This is a genomic window from Acidicapsa acidisoli (assembly GCF_025685625.1).
In the GTDB taxonomy this organism is placed as follows: domain Bacteria; phylum Acidobacteriota; class Terriglobia; order Terriglobales; family Acidobacteriaceae; genus Acidicapsa; species Acidicapsa acidisoli.
The window spans coordinates 188,045-202,020 of the sequence record NZ_JAGSYI010000001.1 but is presented as its reverse complement, the minus strand read 5'-3'; the positions used below and the strand labels follow the sequence as shown (position 1 = coordinate 202,020).

The window sequence follows — 13,976 nt, the reverse complement described above, 5'->3', positions numbered from 1 at the left end:
GGTCATGTACATCTTTGCCACGATCTTCGCTTCGATTGCAGCACTTATCGCTGCGGGATTCCTGTATCAACGTCTGGGCGCACATCTGGACCGTCGTCGCTATGCCGGTTCTGGGCGCTGGATCAACATCGGGCAAGGATGCAAACTCTATCTGCTCGAAAAAGGCTCAGGCGGTCCGACCGTCCTATTTGAATCCGGCATCGCCGCGACAAACCTGAACTGGTGCCGCATCCAGGAAACGGTCTCCCGATTTACTCATACGGCCTCGTATGACCGCGGTGGACTGGGCTGGAGCAGCCCGGCCAACTCCGCTCGGACACCGGGCAATATTGCTATCGAGTTGCACGCCATGCTTGAACGCGCGGGCATCAAGCCCCCCTACGTCCTTGTCGGGCATTCCTTCGGCGGGCTGGTAATGCGCCGCTATGCAGTCCTTTATCCGGAAGATGTCGCTGGAATTGTATTGGTCGATCCGATGCGCTGCGAGGAATGGCCGCCTCTCGATCCCACCAAGCAGGCCCAGATCGATCGCGGGACAAAACTTACAGGCTATGCAATCCCCATTGCTCATCTGGGACTTGCCCGGCTCGCCGTAACCTCGCTGCTGTGTCGATCAGGCCAGATTTCGAGCTTTCTTGCCGGGGCGGCAGGAAATGGTGGCCGGCATGTGCTAGGGCGCATCAAGGATGAGGTCGGCAAGATGCCGCAGGAAGTATGGCCAATAGTGGCCGCGCACTGGTCGCGCCCCAGCTACTACGCCGGTATGTGCAGCCACGTCGAGTCTGTGCCAGATACGGTTCGTGAAATGGTGGCTACCGATCCAATCGTGGGCATTCCGGTCACACTGCTCACGCCGGGCAGCGCCTCGCCGCTCTGTGAACGGCGCCTGGGAGAAATTGGCGACAATGTGCAGCAAGTCATCGCCCCCGCCAGCGCGCACTGGATTCATCTGGATGAGCCGGACCTGGTGATTGACTCGATTCGCGAAATGGTCATGGCCGCTACCCACGAGGCGATTCCGGTCTCAGTCTGATCCCGCATGGGAGATCTTTCGCCGACGCCGTGAGCTTCTGCAAATGCGTTCCGGGTACGTGCCTTATCTTCTCAAAGACGTAGCAGATTTTGACCTGATTTCTCCCTCCGCCTGCTACACTTCTCGCGCGGATGTCTCTCAAGAAGGAGGACTTGTGCAGGGCTGTAGAAATTGCGGATCACAAAATCTGAGAGAGTTGGGATTCACCGGACAAGTCGCTCCGTTTTTTCTAAAGCGAGTATTCAACCTGGAGTTGAGAACGCCAGAAGCTCGAAATCCCCTGAAATTGTTGGCGCGCCGTTTGTGTGACTTTCCGCAGCGTCTGTTTACCAGAGTCTATGGCTGTGGCGCATATCTGGAAATGCAGATATGCCGCGACTGTTCCTTTGTCCAGACAAAGCATGCATTTTCCGATGACGCAATCGGTCGCTTGTACGCTGATTATCGCTCCGCCACTTATAACCGGGAGCGAATTCACTACGAGCCGACCTACGAAACAATTGCGACGGACGTAGGTACCTGTGACCAGGAGGTTCAGACTCGCGCGGGAGGGCTCACGTCATGGCTGGCGGGAAAAATTGAGAGTGAAGACGATTTTTCGATGTTGGACTTTGGGGCGCTGACGGTCGTTTTCTCCCACGACTTCAAGGGAAAAAGTATGTATTCGAGATATCGGACATCCGCCCGTTGGAAGGCATCTCGCGAATTGCCAGCGAAGCAGATTTGGCAACTTACTCTTATGTCCAGATAGCTCACGTTCTTGAGCACGTGCCTGACCCCCTTGCTCTATTGAAGCGAGTTTCTTCCTTCGTGAAGGCGTCCCGGTATCTTTATATTGAAGTACCTCAGGAACTCACTGACGCAGAGCTTGCAGAGTTGAAGACCACTGCAACTCCTCGCGGTTTGATGGTTCATGAGCACATTAATGTGTACTGCGCTTCCTCGATCACTGGCCTTGTGGAGGCTGCAGGCTTGGATCTCATCAGTATTGAATCCACGAAAGCTGAGCTCGGATGGACAAACTGCACGAATATCCGCGCACTTTGCCGAAAGCGTCCATAAGTTCTCCCGACAGCGCAAATGGCGCTCTGGCTAAAGTGTGTTTTGACAATATTTGTTATAAGGAATAACATCGCCAAAATGATCGACGCAGTTCACACCGAGAGCAAGACTCCGCATGCCGGCCTTCCGGAAGAAGCGGCATTTCTTGAACTGCTGCGTACGACGGATATGCTTTCCCGCCGTTTGTCTCCGGTGCTCAAAGTAGAGGACTTAACTTCGACACAATATAACGTTCTTCGCATCCTGCGTGGCTCCCCTGAAGGATTGCCTTGCGGAGAAATCGGTAATCGCATGATCACGCGCGATCCGGACATCACGCGCTTGCTCGACCGGATGGAAAAGCGAGACCTGATTTTGAGGTGGCGAGAGAACAAAGACCGCAGATTGGTGATGGCCCGGATCGCCGAGGAGGGGCTCAATCGCCTTGCCCGGTTGGATGAACCGGTGAGGGAAGCCCATCGCAAGGTGCTCGGCCACCTCGGCCCAAAGCGACTCAACGCTTTAATAGAGCTTCTGCGCGAAAGCCGCAGCAATTTAAAGTAAAATTTTTAACCAAATATTTGTTGAAACGATTATCGTCTTAACGAATCATATTGTTTGAAGGAGAACTAACATGACCACACTCACCACGCCCGCCATCAGCACCTGGAATCTTGACCCAGTTCACTCCGTCGCCGAATTCAAGGTAAAGCACATGATGATCTCAAACGTAAAAGGGCAGTTCACCAGCCTGAGCGGCACATTGACCCTTGACGAAGCAGACATCACCAACTCCGTCGTTAAAGCTTCGATTGAAATTGCCTCCATCAATACACGCGATGCGCAACGCGACGGTCACCTGAAGAGTCCTGACTTTTTTCATGCGGACCAGTTCCCCACGATGGCGCTGGAAACGACCCGCGTAGCTCACAACGCCGACGGCGACCTGGTGGTCGCGGGCAACCTAACTATCAAGGATGTAACCCGGAACGTGGAGTTCGTCGTGGAAGGGCCGTCTGTTCCTGCCAAGGATCCCTGGGGCAACATCCGTATCGGGCTTTCTGCCACAACAAAGATCAACCGCAAAGACTTCGGCCTGAGCTGGAATGCGGCTCTCGAATCGGGCGGCATTCTGGTTGGAGAAGACATCATCATTACTCTGGATCTTCAGTTCGTGAAGGCTTGAATTCGCACATGGGCGGAGCAAATCGAAGCGGTGTGTTCCTGTAATTCAGAAGGAAAAACCACGCTGCTGCGCCCAGTCAAAGAAGTATTCAAACCACGAAGTCTATCGATGCGCGGACTAGAGCGATTTCAACTGCTTTGTCGCATGTTTTGTCCCGGATTCGGGTTCAATTCTGCGGCTCGCGAATCGGTACTTGCCTGTCGATGGAAAACTGAACCTTCAACGATGCGTGGGCGGCGCCGAGACAAACGAACAGCTTCTTGGCTGGCCCGCTGAATCCGTAGTACACGTGGGCCACGCCGTCCGGATCGATCCTGGTGACGACGGGTGGGTTTGGATTCACGTCTCGGACGTCCACAGCATTGAACAAAGAAGCGTCAGCTGCAACTACTTTTTCGTGCATTGTGCTATCGAGAGCTACCGGGACCTGTAAGTCAAGATTCTCGTTGCTCCGATCGCAACTGGCTTCCAGGCCCGCGATCACGTTGTCCCGGGTGACCACCTGTTCTTCCAGGATTGGGTTGTCGCGGTATACGCGGTAGAAAAAATCATAGGCACTCGATGTGCGGTCCAGAGGTTGGATCATGTGCACATGATCGGCATGGATTTCCTGCGGCGGCGTGGTCACATCGCAACCGTAGGTCGCGCTGAAGTAGCTGACGACGCGGGCATGGGTCTTGAGATAGCGCCCAAACCCGTTTGTGAGCGTCGTGTCTTCCGATTCAAAAGCGCAGAACCGATGAATTCCATTGACGGAATTGTGTCCTCGCCAGTTGTTTTCAAGCTGAGTCAGAAATGTATTATCGCCTGCGTCGCTGAGATCATTGAGCAGAGGGTCTCTGTCGTAAATGGAAGCTATCCGGGCGATCGTTGAGCCCTCGTGCGGCGTTCCATACGACACGATGAACTTGACTTTCGCGGCCTCCGCGGGATGTTTCAACAGCATCTCCTCGACGAGGATGCCCCCCAGGCTGTGCGCGACGAAAACCACCTCGCGATGCTCCCAGACGTGGTCCTGCTTAAGGTGCGTCCATAGAATGTCGGCCAACTGTACACTGGACATTTTGCCGTTTGACGCGGGCGTGGGATACTCCGCAACTTCCACGTCGGAATAAGCGAAGTGCGGATCGGTCCGAACCAAATCCGGCCAATAGGCTCCGTTCGAAGCCCGCCATGACTCGCGGCTCCCGTGAAGACCATGCACAAAAACGATGACTCTTGCACGAGGGATCGACTGAGCATGGTCCGGTTGTATGCCCGTCTGAGGGAAGGACGCGGAAATGTGGAACAGGAGGAACAAGGCAACCAGAACAAGCTTCATCTTCATATCATTTGAGCAGTCTTTTACTGATTTGCAGCCTGAAGTCTAGTTTATCGGTCGCAGTTCCCTAATTGATAGTTTCAGGATATCGCCAACGCAGACAAGCCTGCGTCGCAGACCCCCCGGGGGTGGTACTGATTTTGTGATCTATCTTCAACTGAATGTGCGGTTTGTGGGAAAATTCAGGTGCGATTAGCCGGGGTTTTGCGCTGCATTTGTGCACTTTCTTACTGCGAATGGACGCGAATCCCGGGAGTACAGACACTAACCGGAGGGCCGCTACTTCCAGCTCTGCCTCCAGTATGCGTCAGCGAGGGGGAATTCCGCGCAATCGGATGAGACCCGGAAACAGGAGGACCTGCATGGAGCCGTGATCCTCTTGTTCCCGGTTTCTTGAACCTTCACACCATAGCCTTGCTTAATACCCCACTAGGGTGCGGTGGTGGCGGCAGTAGTGCTTGCTCCGTATTTGCTGCTGCCATCCGGAGTGTATGCGGCCTGGATTGAATGACCGGCAACCAGCGAAAGTCCACTGTAGGGGACGGATATCTGAGTCCCGCTCAGCAGTGCTCCGGTATTGTTACTGAAGCAATTGGAGACCACGACGTCGGGGGTGCCATCGAGGTCGATATCTCCCACTGCGGCGGAGTAAGGCCCAGTGCCTACCTTGAATGGGCCGGCAAGTGTATAGACTGACCCATTGGGGATGAGCAGATCGACCGACCCGTCGGTGTAGTTGGAGACGACAAGCTCCTCGACGCCGTTGAAGTCGGCGAAGTTAAGATCGTCGGGTCCCTTGCCGACGCTGGTGATCTTGGGAGTTGCAAAAGTGCCGTTGCCATTGCTGTTGTAAACGCTGACGGTGTCGTCGTTGTAATTGGCCACCGCCAGTTGCAGGCTGTCTCCGGAACCCTGGATGGCCAGCGCCTCCGGGCCTGAATGCACGCCGCTGCCTGCGGAGAATGTGGTTGGGGTAAATGTCCCGTTCTTGTTGTTCAAGAGGGTGGTGACCGTGCCGCTGTAGAAATTGGCCACGGCCAGATCCGAATAGCCGTCGCTATTAAAGTCGCCGGATCGAATGGCGACCGGAGCTTCCCCAACGGAGATGGCCGGCGACTGTACGGTAAGACTCCCCGTACCATTCCCCAGAGCGATGGAGACTGTATTGTCGTTGCCGTTGACGATGGCCAGATCCAAGTTGCCGTCATGGTTGAAGTCGCCGGCAGCGATCGATAACGTGTAATTCTCCGCTGTGCCAACGGTATAGAACTGAGGAGACTGGAAGGTACCGTTGCCATTGCCCAGCAGCACGGCAATCTGGTTCAAGTTGTAGCTGGCTACGACGATGTCCAGTACTCCGTTACCGCGCAAGCTGAACAGATGGGACTCCGACGGACCGAATCCGCTGGAAATAAGGTAGTTTGTAGCGGCCCCGAAGGTTCCATCGCCATTCCCTAACTGCACGCTGATTGAGTCGGTCTGGAAGACCGAGGTGATGAGGTCCAGCTTCCCGTCGCCGTTGACGTCGCCAAGCTCGGTCCAGTCAGGAAGCGAATTGGCGCCCGTGCTGGTGGTCGTCTGCGGCTGCAGCGAGGTGAGAGCGCTGGAGGTATTGAGCGTCACTGGAGAGGTGATTGGGCTACTTGTGGTGAGGTCGGTGAAAGCGAGCTGGCCGCTGGGCGGTGTTAACCCGAAGCCGAAGACGTCGATGGTGGCCGAGTTAGCGCTGAGCGCCGCGAAGGTCGTCAATGATTTGTCGAGATTCGTCAACTGGAAATTGTTGGTGACCAAACCGACGGCGGCCTGGACGTTATAGGGTCCGCCAGGGATGCCGTTGGCAGTCATCAAGCCGGAACTCGCCTGGCCAAGGCCATTTGTAGGTTCGCTGATGGTGTTCGAAGCATTCGAGAAGGCCAGACTTGGCGTTAGTCCCGTAGGCGCGGTGAAGGTTACTGTCACTCCGGAGAGCGGGTTTCCGCCTACGTCGGTCAATGTGGCGATCAACGGGTTTGTGAAAGAAGTGTGAATCGCCGTGCTTTGGCCTGAGCCGCTTGTCAGTACGATGTTCGCCGGGGCGCCTGGCGTGTTGGTCAGGTTGAATGTTGCAGACACGCTTCCTGCCACCGCGGTAACGGTATATGAGCCAGCCTTGCTATTGGCCGTGAATGCGCCCGCGTTGGCGATACCGGAAGCGCTCGTAGGAATCGTAATGGTGCCGGTCGAGTTGGAGAAGGTTCCGCTCTGTCCGTTGACTCCGGCGTTGGAGGTAAAGACTACCGAGTAACTCGGAATAACAACCGAGTTAGCGTCATCAACCGTCACTGAAAGAGGGGTGCCAAATGCGGCGTCGATGGTGGTGGACTGCGTGCCTCCTCCATTGTTGATTGTCACACTGGCCGGCACCTGCACGACGGCAGCAGTGTCAGCGCCCGATGCAGCCGAAGCCAAACTGGTATGGGTCAGGTCGCCGCCGCCCCACGCTTTCGCGGTATTCGTTACGGAGACTGGTGAATTGGCTGGGACGTTCACGGTGAGGGTGATGACCGAATCAGCCCCGCCGGATATTGTCGCTGTCGTGGTGCAAGTGATCGTACTGGCGCCGCTGCAACTCCATGCGCTGCCGGTCGACGTATACGAGGCAAGTGTGTAGCCGGTGGGCAGTGTGTCCGACACCGAGATTGTGCCGTAGGTCGAGCCCCCGGACGCAGTGTTAGAGACAGCGATGTTCCATTGGGCGGTTTGGCCCTGCATGAATGTTCCGGTGTGGGTTTTCTGAACTGCCAGCACAGCGGCCGGCAAAATAGTCACACTGTCGACATTGGAACTGGTAGAAGTGACTCCGCCGCCGGAAACCTGGACCTGATTGGTAACGCTTGAGGTAGTGCTTGCTGTCGCACTCACGTTTACGTCGATGGTCAGGGCTCCGTAGCTGCTCTCCTGAGCCACGGTGGAGTCGTTGGTGCAGGTTACTGTCTGTCCCGTCGCTGAGCAACTCCAGCCGGTGCCCGAGAAGCCCGCATATGCATAGGCGGAGTTCAGGGTATCGGTGACAGTCAAGGGATTGCTACCGCCTGTCGGGTCGCCGGTGGGGCCACGGCCGTTGTTGGTAATATCGATTGTGAACGGCACTCCTTGCTGGCCCTGCGTCAACGTGCCGCTGTGCGATTTGGCAACCGTCACGGTCGGCAGATTTTCGGTGAAGTTGACGCACCAGCCCCCCGCAACGTTGGTCAGTTCTCCTCCGCCAGTGGGGCCACCATCGTCCATGTATAGACTCCAAGTCCCATTTCCGTTATAGGTGCTGGCGCTGGTGCCGCCAAAGACTCCTTCCGTGCTGGTGTCGCCAAGGATGCCGGTTCCGGCGGATTCGGCCTTGTTGGTTGGTGTAAATGGATTCGAAGGTAGCGGCGGTCCCACGGCCGGGCTGGCGCAATTGCTTGCGTTAGGCGGACATTGCGGGTAGGTGATGGAGGTGTTGGCACTCGTCGGCCGGTAGGTGCCGGAGGCTGTGATGTTCCCGCCGATACTGCTTCCTGAGTCGGCGAAGGTGAGGTTGATTGGTGAAATGCCGGAGTCGTTGCTGCCGGTCAGTGAAAAGAAGTCAAGGTTATTGCCTCCTGGACCTACTAATAGAGAGAGGAGATCGCCCTGATCATCGGTACTGAAGTTGTGCAATGTGACCGTTAGAGCATCCACTGTGCCCGGCAGGTTGGTTACAAATATGTTCGAGGGATACGGCGCAGCCGCGCCCGCATCTACACCCAGACCGGGGGCTGTGATCGGGCCGGCATTGCAGTATGTGTACGGCCCCGTTCCCGACTCTGCGGTGGGGTGGTCGACGCGCTGGTTGAAGTTTGCGGAGCTGATGCCGAACTCGGTTCCGGTATTTGTGCCGCTGTAGCTGGCCACGATTTGATGTGTGCCTTCGGTGAGCGTTTTGCTCAACGTGGCCACGCCGTTCACAACAGAAGAGGAACCGAGGTTGGTGCTGCCGTCGACGAACGTTACGGTGCCTGCGTTCACAGTCAAACCTGAGCCGTCGGTAACGGAAACGTTGGCGGTGAGAGTGGTGCTGGCAGCGGTGGAAACCGGATTCGGCGATCCGCTGACGGTCGTCGAGGTAGGATGCGCGTTGGTCTGTGTTGTGAAGTTCAGACACCAGGAACCGAGCGATCCTAGAGTTCCGCCCGTAGTTAACCGGTTGTCAAGATATAAGCTCCACGTGCCACTCACGCCTCCGCCTCCGAACTCGGTCAGGAAAGTGCCTGAGCCGGTCGGAGCGGCCGTGACGAAGGACGTCGGCGCCGGGGATGGGAACGAGTCTGAATTGTTCGAGCCTACCTCATCGTGATCATCGGTTGGCAGACAGGTAGTGCAGGTTGGAGCAGAGAATGCCGGGATCTCCGACGCACCTGTGTCCGACATCGTTAGTGATCCGCTGGTGAAGGGATTGCCCGCCCACGAGAGAAACTCGAATGCGTTGCCGGAGCTTGATAAATCCGTTGTATTTGTGCCGGGCGCCTGGAGCAGAAGACCCAAGTCGTCCAGTTCGACACCGCTCTGCAAGTTAAAACCATTGAGGCTCACGGTGACAGTCTCGATTGTGCCGCTCAACGTCGGCTCGGTGTCGCCGGAAATATTCGTGGGACCTAGAACGATCCTGGAAGGATAAGGGGTCCCGCCGGTGTTCGACCCAAGAGTGATTGGGCCGGGATTACAGAATGTCCCACTGCTCGGGTTCGTCGCGTGGTTTACTGCGATCTGGTTTTCCGAGTTAGAGGCAGCGCTGGCAGCGAATCCCGTTCCGCCGTTATAAACGGCGTCTACGTTGTGGGTGCCTTCAGTCGTGAAGGTCGTGGTGAGAGTGGCATTTCCTGACGAATCTACACTCGCGGTGACGAGATTTGTGTTCGTGGTGTTGTCGTGAAGTGTCACCGTGCCGGTGGTCGCGGGCCCGCTGTTGTCGGATTTCTCCACATGGGCGGTAAAGGAAACCGAGTCTCCTGTTCCCGACGTGAACGCGGGGTTCGGAGACCCTGCCTGGAGTGTCGTGGTCGTAGCGGCATTGCTGCCCGTAACATTGAAGGTCAGGCTCCAGGTAAGTACTGTGGCGGGGGATGGCAGAAAGTCACCCTGGTCCACGGCGTACAATTTCCAGGTTCCGTTGAGGCCTGAGACACACGATGACGGAGACGGGCAGAAGGTGTTAGCGAAGGTTCCGTCGCCGCTTGTACATGGGTTATTGATACCGCCCGCGCAGGGGTTTGAGCCGTTGCCTGCAACGGTATATCCGGAATTCCCAGGACCTGGAGAGGGGAAGTTGTCGGTCGAGACTTCATACGCTGCCGGTTCATAGCTGCTATTTGCGAACGAGGCTGGGCAGTCTTGAGAATTTGGATCGTAAGCAGGGGGGAACAAACCGTTCGACGCGTTGTCAACGAGCGTAAAAGTGACCGACGTCGGGCTGAGTTCGTACGCACATCCAAATGACAATATATCGAGAAACTTTCCGCTGGGGGATTCGAGCAGGATCGCAGGATCGGGAAAGGACTGGCTGCTGAGAGAACTGTAGTTGAGCGTAATCGACATCGACGTGTAGTTACCAGTCAGGCCGTTGACGTAGACGCATGCGGCATTCGTAGGGGTTGTCGAAGTGCAGCTAGTTGCTGTACTTGGGTAAGCGGTAGGTACAGTGGTGCCAGAGCCCTGGGGGATTGTTATAGTCCCCGAGCTTGAGAACGTCTGCGCCTGCAAAATCCCTGTCGACGCCGCAAATAACAGGCTTAGGAAAACTATGGCCTGAAACTCTACCCCTGCTCTGATCGCCCGCATGTGCCCTCCACCGCAGCGCGGCTGCTACCACGCTTCACCGGCTAAGAGCCAGGCTCGGAACGGCAACAGAACCGCCGCGACGAACTACGTTGGATCACCAGGCTGAAAACGGGAGAGTGCAGTGCAACCATGGCTGAGACGGACGAAGTGTAGCACAACCTTTAAGGAATGCAACAAAGAAAGAAAAATGGAGATATGCGACTCGAGCGCTAACTGAAACTGTGGATCAGCCTGCAGTTTCAAGTTAGTTCGCCGTAATTTATTTTTTCGATTTTTCTCTTGCGAATCAGCGAAACACCTAGTACCGTTTGTCGTTGTTATACCGGACACCTTAATCGCTGACTCAAAGAAACCGCAGGCGATCATGCGGAATCCTGAGTCTTGGAGGAAATGAGCCATGTCTCAGCCCTATGTAGGTGAGATTCGAATGTTTGGCGGCAATTTCGCGCCAGCCGGGTGGATGTTCTGCGAGGGGCAGTTGCTCCCCATCTCAGAAAACGAGGTCCTTTTCAACCTCATCGGCACTACCTATGGGGGCGATGGCCAAAGCACTTTCGCGCTGCCAGACCTGAGGGGCCGGCTTCCGATCCATACGGGGGCAGGATTCGTTCTGGCCATGAATGGCGGCGCCGAAAGCGTTACTCTGACAACGAATCAAATGCCAGCGCACACCCACACGGTCCTCGCCACTACGAATCCTAATACCTCATCTCTCCCGGGCGGCAACTTCCTTGCTTCGGGACCCGACATCTATGACCTGAACAGACCCGGTAATGCTACGATGGCCGCAGCGATCGGATCGATAGGCGGAAGCCAGCCTCACGACAATTTTCAGCCGTATTTGTGCATCAGCTTCATCCTTTCGCTCTTCGGTGTGTTTCCCAGTCAGTCTTAGGGGCCGAACCGACAAAGGCATTGAACGAAAAGATAAGGAGAATGACCGATGGGTACTCCATTCATATCCGAGATCAAAATCTTCAGTTTCGGTTTTGCACCCAAAGGCTGGGCGCTGTGTAATGGGCAACTGCTGCCCATCAATCAGAACCAGGCCATCTTCTCGCTGCTCGGAACCACGTACGGCGGAGATGGAAGGACGAACTTCGGATTGCCCAATTTGCAGGGCCGTACTCCTCTACACATGGGCAACGGGCAGACTTTGGGGCAGATGGCGGGAGAGCAGAATCACACGCTCTCCATTGCCGAGATCCCCGCGCATACCCACCCCTGGGGCGCCACGAACGTCGCTGCGAACGCTGCAAGTCCGACCTCGAATCTGTTGGGTGGCGCGCCGGAATATAACAACTCCGGGAGTAGTCTCGTGGGTATGTACCCAGGCGCATTAGCGACCGTCGGGGGAAGCCAGCCGCACCAGAATATGCAGCCCTATCTCACGCTGAACTTCTGCATCTCTTTAACGGGAATATTCCCCTCTCAGAATTAACCTCAAGGAGCATCCAAGATGGCCGATCCGTTTGTAGCAGAAATAAGGATATTTCCGTTCAATTTCGCGCCAAGAGGGTGGGCCTTTTGCAATGGCCAACTGTTATCCCTCTCCCAAAATACGGCGCTCTTCTCCCTGCTGGGCACCACCTACGGCGGGGACGGGAGAAGCAACTTTGCTCTTCCCAATCTTCAGGGGAGCGCTCCGATGCATCCGGGCCAGGGTCCGGGTCTGTCTCTGCACGATCTCGGCGAATCGGGCGGCTCGAATAGTGTCACGATACTCAGCTCCGAGATGCCCGCTCACTCTCATAGCATTAACTGTGTAGACGGCGCCAGGGTTGGAGGACAGACCGGCCAGCCGGGCAATGCAATTCTTGTTAAGACTGGGGGAACCCCGGCGAATGCCTACACCAGCGGCGTTTCGCAGAATCAAACCATGGCCACGAATATGGTCGCGATCGTGGGAGGCAGTCAGCCGCACAACAACATGATGCCGTATCTCACGTTAAACTTCTGCATTGCCTTGCAGGGTGTATTTCCGCCTCGCAGTTAGCAGACTTTTCCAGCCAGAAACCGGTTAAAAGGCCGGTCTGCAGCACTATTGAGCTATGCCTACTCTCGCGGTTCGCCCTGCGCTTGTGCAGGACGAGATATTTCTGTACGACCTATATGCGGCGGTACGCGGGCCGGAGTTTGCGCTTGCGCCGATCTCGGCAACGTTAAAGGAACAACTCATTCGGACGCAGTTTCGGGCGCAGATGGCGGCGTACACGCACATGTACCCTAACTCCTGTTGCCATGTGGTGTTGCTCGACAGTGAGCTGGCAGGCCGGTTGTGGGTAGCGCCGGGCGACGGTGAATTAAAGCTGGTGGATATCGCCATTCACCCCAGGCTTCAGGGGAAGGGAATCGGAACTGTTGTGGTTCAGCGGGTACAACAGGAAGCCGTGCAGGCCAGGCTACCGATTCGCTCATGCGTCTTCCGCTTTAATCCTGGCTCCCTGCGTTTCCACCAGCGTCTGGGCTTCAGCATCGTACGCGAGGATCAGACACATTTCTACATGGAATGGCGGCCCGTTCCATTGCTGTAGGGGTGCAAAGAATGGCTATGCTTCGGTTGCAGCAGAGGTGTTGGGCGTAGAGCCAGCGATAGACTCGGTTCCCGGCTCAGTTCCCGGCTCGATACCCAAATCTCTCCTTGTCTCAATCGATACCCAAATCTCTCCTTGTCTCAATCAAGGACTCGATCAAGCTCTGCGACCATCCTTCACAGACTTCGGTAAGTTGCGCTCTCAACTCGCTCATGCTGGTGTAGCGGAAAACACGCAGATCCTGGTGTTCCTCCAACTCGTGGCGAAATGCCAGAATCTCCGCGTCGGTTTCATGGGGCGCATCCTTGAGACAAATCACCACATCGCGCATCGGCATGTTCTCATCATCCCGGCATTCCATGGCGAGAAGAAACAGTTTCCTGAACAGATCGCGCGGACCCCAGTCGTCTTGGAATATCTGAATGAAGTAAGTGCTCCAGCGTACATTATCCGAAACGATGCTGCGATGGCTGACGATCTGATCGTTATCGCGTAGGCCGATCGATACCAGCAGAATCTTCGCTGGCATGGCCGTCGTTTCGTTCACATCTGCAATGACGTCGTTACAGGCCTGGCGATCCGACTCCAGATCACCGGGGGCGGAGATAAATACACGATAGTCATCGAATCCGTGGGGCATAGAGAGGGATCAGCATAATCGAAGCGGCTGGATACCGACAAGCTCGGTCTTCGGCTAAGATGCGCTCCTAGCATTCCAGGTGATTTCTTTGGCCCAAGTTCAGGCTTTAAGTTTTTATTGGACAAAGCTTACGTCACGTAATTCCGTCTTGGGCTGGCGCAGCTATCTCTCACCGCGCATGGCAGTGTCAGTCGCATAAACCGAACGAGAAAGCGTTGCTACCTGAGATTGTGCAACTTCAACGGAAACGGCATTGCGGAATTATGGGTCTCAACCTATACTGTTTGCACCTTCGATCTAGTGTTGTGAAGAACCTGGGGAGCTACCCGATCTCGGCTCACTTAGGGGGAGGAGATGATCCGTACCCGGTCGCAGTGGAAGATACTGCC

At 55.9% G+C, this 13,976-nt stretch carries 12 protein-coding genes; 9 read left to right on the top strand and 3 right to left on the bottom strand.

Features of this window, described 5'->3' with window-relative positions:
* Positions 1–4 precede the first annotated feature (4 nt).
* The 5 genes from OHL23_RS00765 to OHL23_RS00750 all read left to right on the top strand — a co-directional run bounded on the left by OHL23_RS00765 (position 5) and on the right by OHL23_RS00750 (position 3,260).
* Positions 5–1,033 carry an alpha/beta hydrolase gene (locus OHL23_RS00765; RefSeq protein WP_263349836.1) on the top strand — a complete coding sequence of 343 codons (1,029 nt, stop codon included), beginning with the start codon at positions 5–7 and terminating at the stop codon, positions 1,031–1,033.
* Between the two features lie 58 nt (positions 1,034–1,091).
* Entirely contained in the window at positions 1,092–1,784 is a 693-nt protein-coding gene (locus OHL23_RS00760) for a hypothetical protein (protein WP_263349835.1), read from the top strand.
* Positions 1,721–2,095, top strand: coding sequence for a methyltransferase domain-containing protein (locus tag OHL23_RS28660; protein WP_396127249.1), 375 nt, complete (start codon positions 1,721–1,723; stop codon positions 2,093–2,095). The genes OHL23_RS00760 and OHL23_RS28660 overlap by 64 nt, the downstream gene beginning before the upstream one ends.
* Before the next feature lie 78 nt (positions 2,096–2,173).
* The gene (locus OHL23_RS00755) at positions 2,174–2,638 is read left to right on the top strand and encodes a MarR family winged helix-turn-helix transcriptional regulator (protein ID WP_263349834.1); all 465 of its coding nucleotides are present in this window, start codon (positions 2,174–2,176) and stop codon (positions 2,636–2,638) included.
* A 70-nt stretch (positions 2,639–2,708) separates the two neighbouring features.
* The gene (locus OHL23_RS00750; RefSeq protein WP_263349833.1) at positions 2,709–3,260 is read left to right on the top strand and encodes a YceI family protein; all 552 of its coding nucleotides are present in this window, start codon (positions 2,709–2,711) and stop codon (positions 3,258–3,260) included.
* Between the two features lie 166 nt (positions 3,261–3,426).
* Here OHL23_RS00750 and OHL23_RS00745 read toward each other — a convergent pair whose 3' ends face one another.
* The gene (locus OHL23_RS00745; RefSeq protein WP_263349832.1) at positions 3,427–4,581 is read right to left on the bottom strand and encodes an esterase/lipase family protein; all 1,155 of its coding nucleotides are present in this window, start codon (positions 4,579–4,581) and stop codon (positions 3,427–3,429) included.
* A 429-nt stretch (positions 4,582–5,010) separates the two neighbouring features.
* Positions 5,011–10,413, bottom strand: a complete 5,403-nt coding sequence (locus tag OHL23_RS00740) for a beta strand repeat-containing protein (RefSeq protein WP_263349831.1) — start codon at positions 10,411–10,413, stop codon at positions 5,011–5,013.
* Positions 10,414–10,810: 397 nt separating this feature from the next.
* Here OHL23_RS00740 and OHL23_RS00735 point away from each other — a divergent pair, with 397 nt between their 5' ends.
* Genes OHL23_RS00735 through OHL23_RS00720 form a run of 4 tightly spaced genes read left to right on the top strand, consistent with a single transcriptional unit; the run spans position 10,811 to position 12,947 of the window.
* Entirely contained in the window at positions 10,811–11,308 is a 498-nt protein-coding gene (locus tag OHL23_RS00735) for a phage tail protein (protein ID WP_263349830.1), read from the top strand.
* Between the two features lie 48 nt (positions 11,309–11,356).
* Positions 11,357–11,854: a phage tail protein gene (locus tag OHL23_RS00730; protein WP_263349829.1), complete on the top strand. Its 498-nt coding sequence runs from the start codon at positions 11,357–11,359 to the stop codon at positions 11,852–11,854.
* An 18-nt stretch (positions 11,855–11,872) separates the two neighbouring features.
* The gene (locus OHL23_RS00725) at positions 11,873–12,409 is read left to right on the top strand and encodes a phage tail protein (protein WP_263349828.1); all 537 of its coding nucleotides are present in this window, start codon (positions 11,873–11,875) and stop codon (positions 12,407–12,409) included.
* A gap of 55 nt (positions 12,410–12,464) precedes the next feature.
* Positions 12,465–12,947, top strand: coding sequence for a GNAT family N-acetyltransferase (locus OHL23_RS00720; RefSeq protein WP_263349826.1), 483 nt, complete (start codon positions 12,465–12,467; stop codon positions 12,945–12,947).
* 112 nt (positions 12,948–13,059) lie between these two features.
* On the opposite strand, the gene OHL23_RS00715 is transcribed toward OHL23_RS00720, so the two are convergent.
* Positions 13,060–13,587: a hypothetical protein gene (locus OHL23_RS00715; RefSeq protein WP_263349825.1), complete on the bottom strand. Its 528-nt coding sequence runs from the start codon at positions 13,585–13,587 to the stop codon at positions 13,060–13,062.
* Positions 13,588–13,976: the final 389 nt, after the last annotated feature.

Excerpts from the sequence above, each read along its gene's own strand:
- OHL23_RS00765 (WP_263349836.1), top strand. The coding sequence starts at position 5 with ATGTACATCTTTGCCACGATCTTCGCTTCGATTGCAGCACTTATCGCT.
- OHL23_RS00755 (WP_263349834.1), top strand. The coding sequence starts at position 2,174 with ATGATCGACGCAGTTCACACCGAGAGCAAGACTCCGCATGCCGGCCTT.
- OHL23_RS00750 (WP_263349833.1), top strand. The coding sequence starts at position 2,709 with ATGACCACACTCACCACGCCCGCCATCAGCACCTGGAATCTTGACCCA.
- OHL23_RS00745 (WP_263349832.1), bottom strand. The coding sequence starts at position 4,581 with ATGAAGCTTGTTCTGGTTGCCTTGTTCCTCCTGTTCCACATTTCCGCG.
- OHL23_RS00740 (WP_263349831.1), bottom strand. The coding sequence starts at position 10,413 with ATGCGGGCGATCAGAGCAGGGGTAGAGTTTCAGGCCATAGTTTTCCTA.
- OHL23_RS00735 (WP_263349830.1), top strand. The coding sequence starts at position 10,811 with ATGTCTCAGCCCTATGTAGGTGAGATTCGAATGTTTGGCGGCAATTTC.
- OHL23_RS00730 (WP_263349829.1), top strand. The coding sequence starts at position 11,357 with ATGGGTACTCCATTCATATCCGAGATCAAAATCTTCAGTTTCGGTTTT.
- OHL23_RS00725 (WP_263349828.1), top strand. The coding sequence starts at position 11,873 with ATGGCCGATCCGTTTGTAGCAGAAATAAGGATATTTCCGTTCAATTTC.
- OHL23_RS00720 (WP_263349826.1), top strand. The coding sequence starts at position 12,465 with ATGCCTACTCTCGCGGTTCGCCCTGCGCTTGTGCAGGACGAGATATTT.
- OHL23_RS00715 (WP_263349825.1), bottom strand. The coding sequence starts at position 13,587 with ATGCCCCACGGATTCGATGACTATCGTGTATTTATCTCCGCCCCCGGT.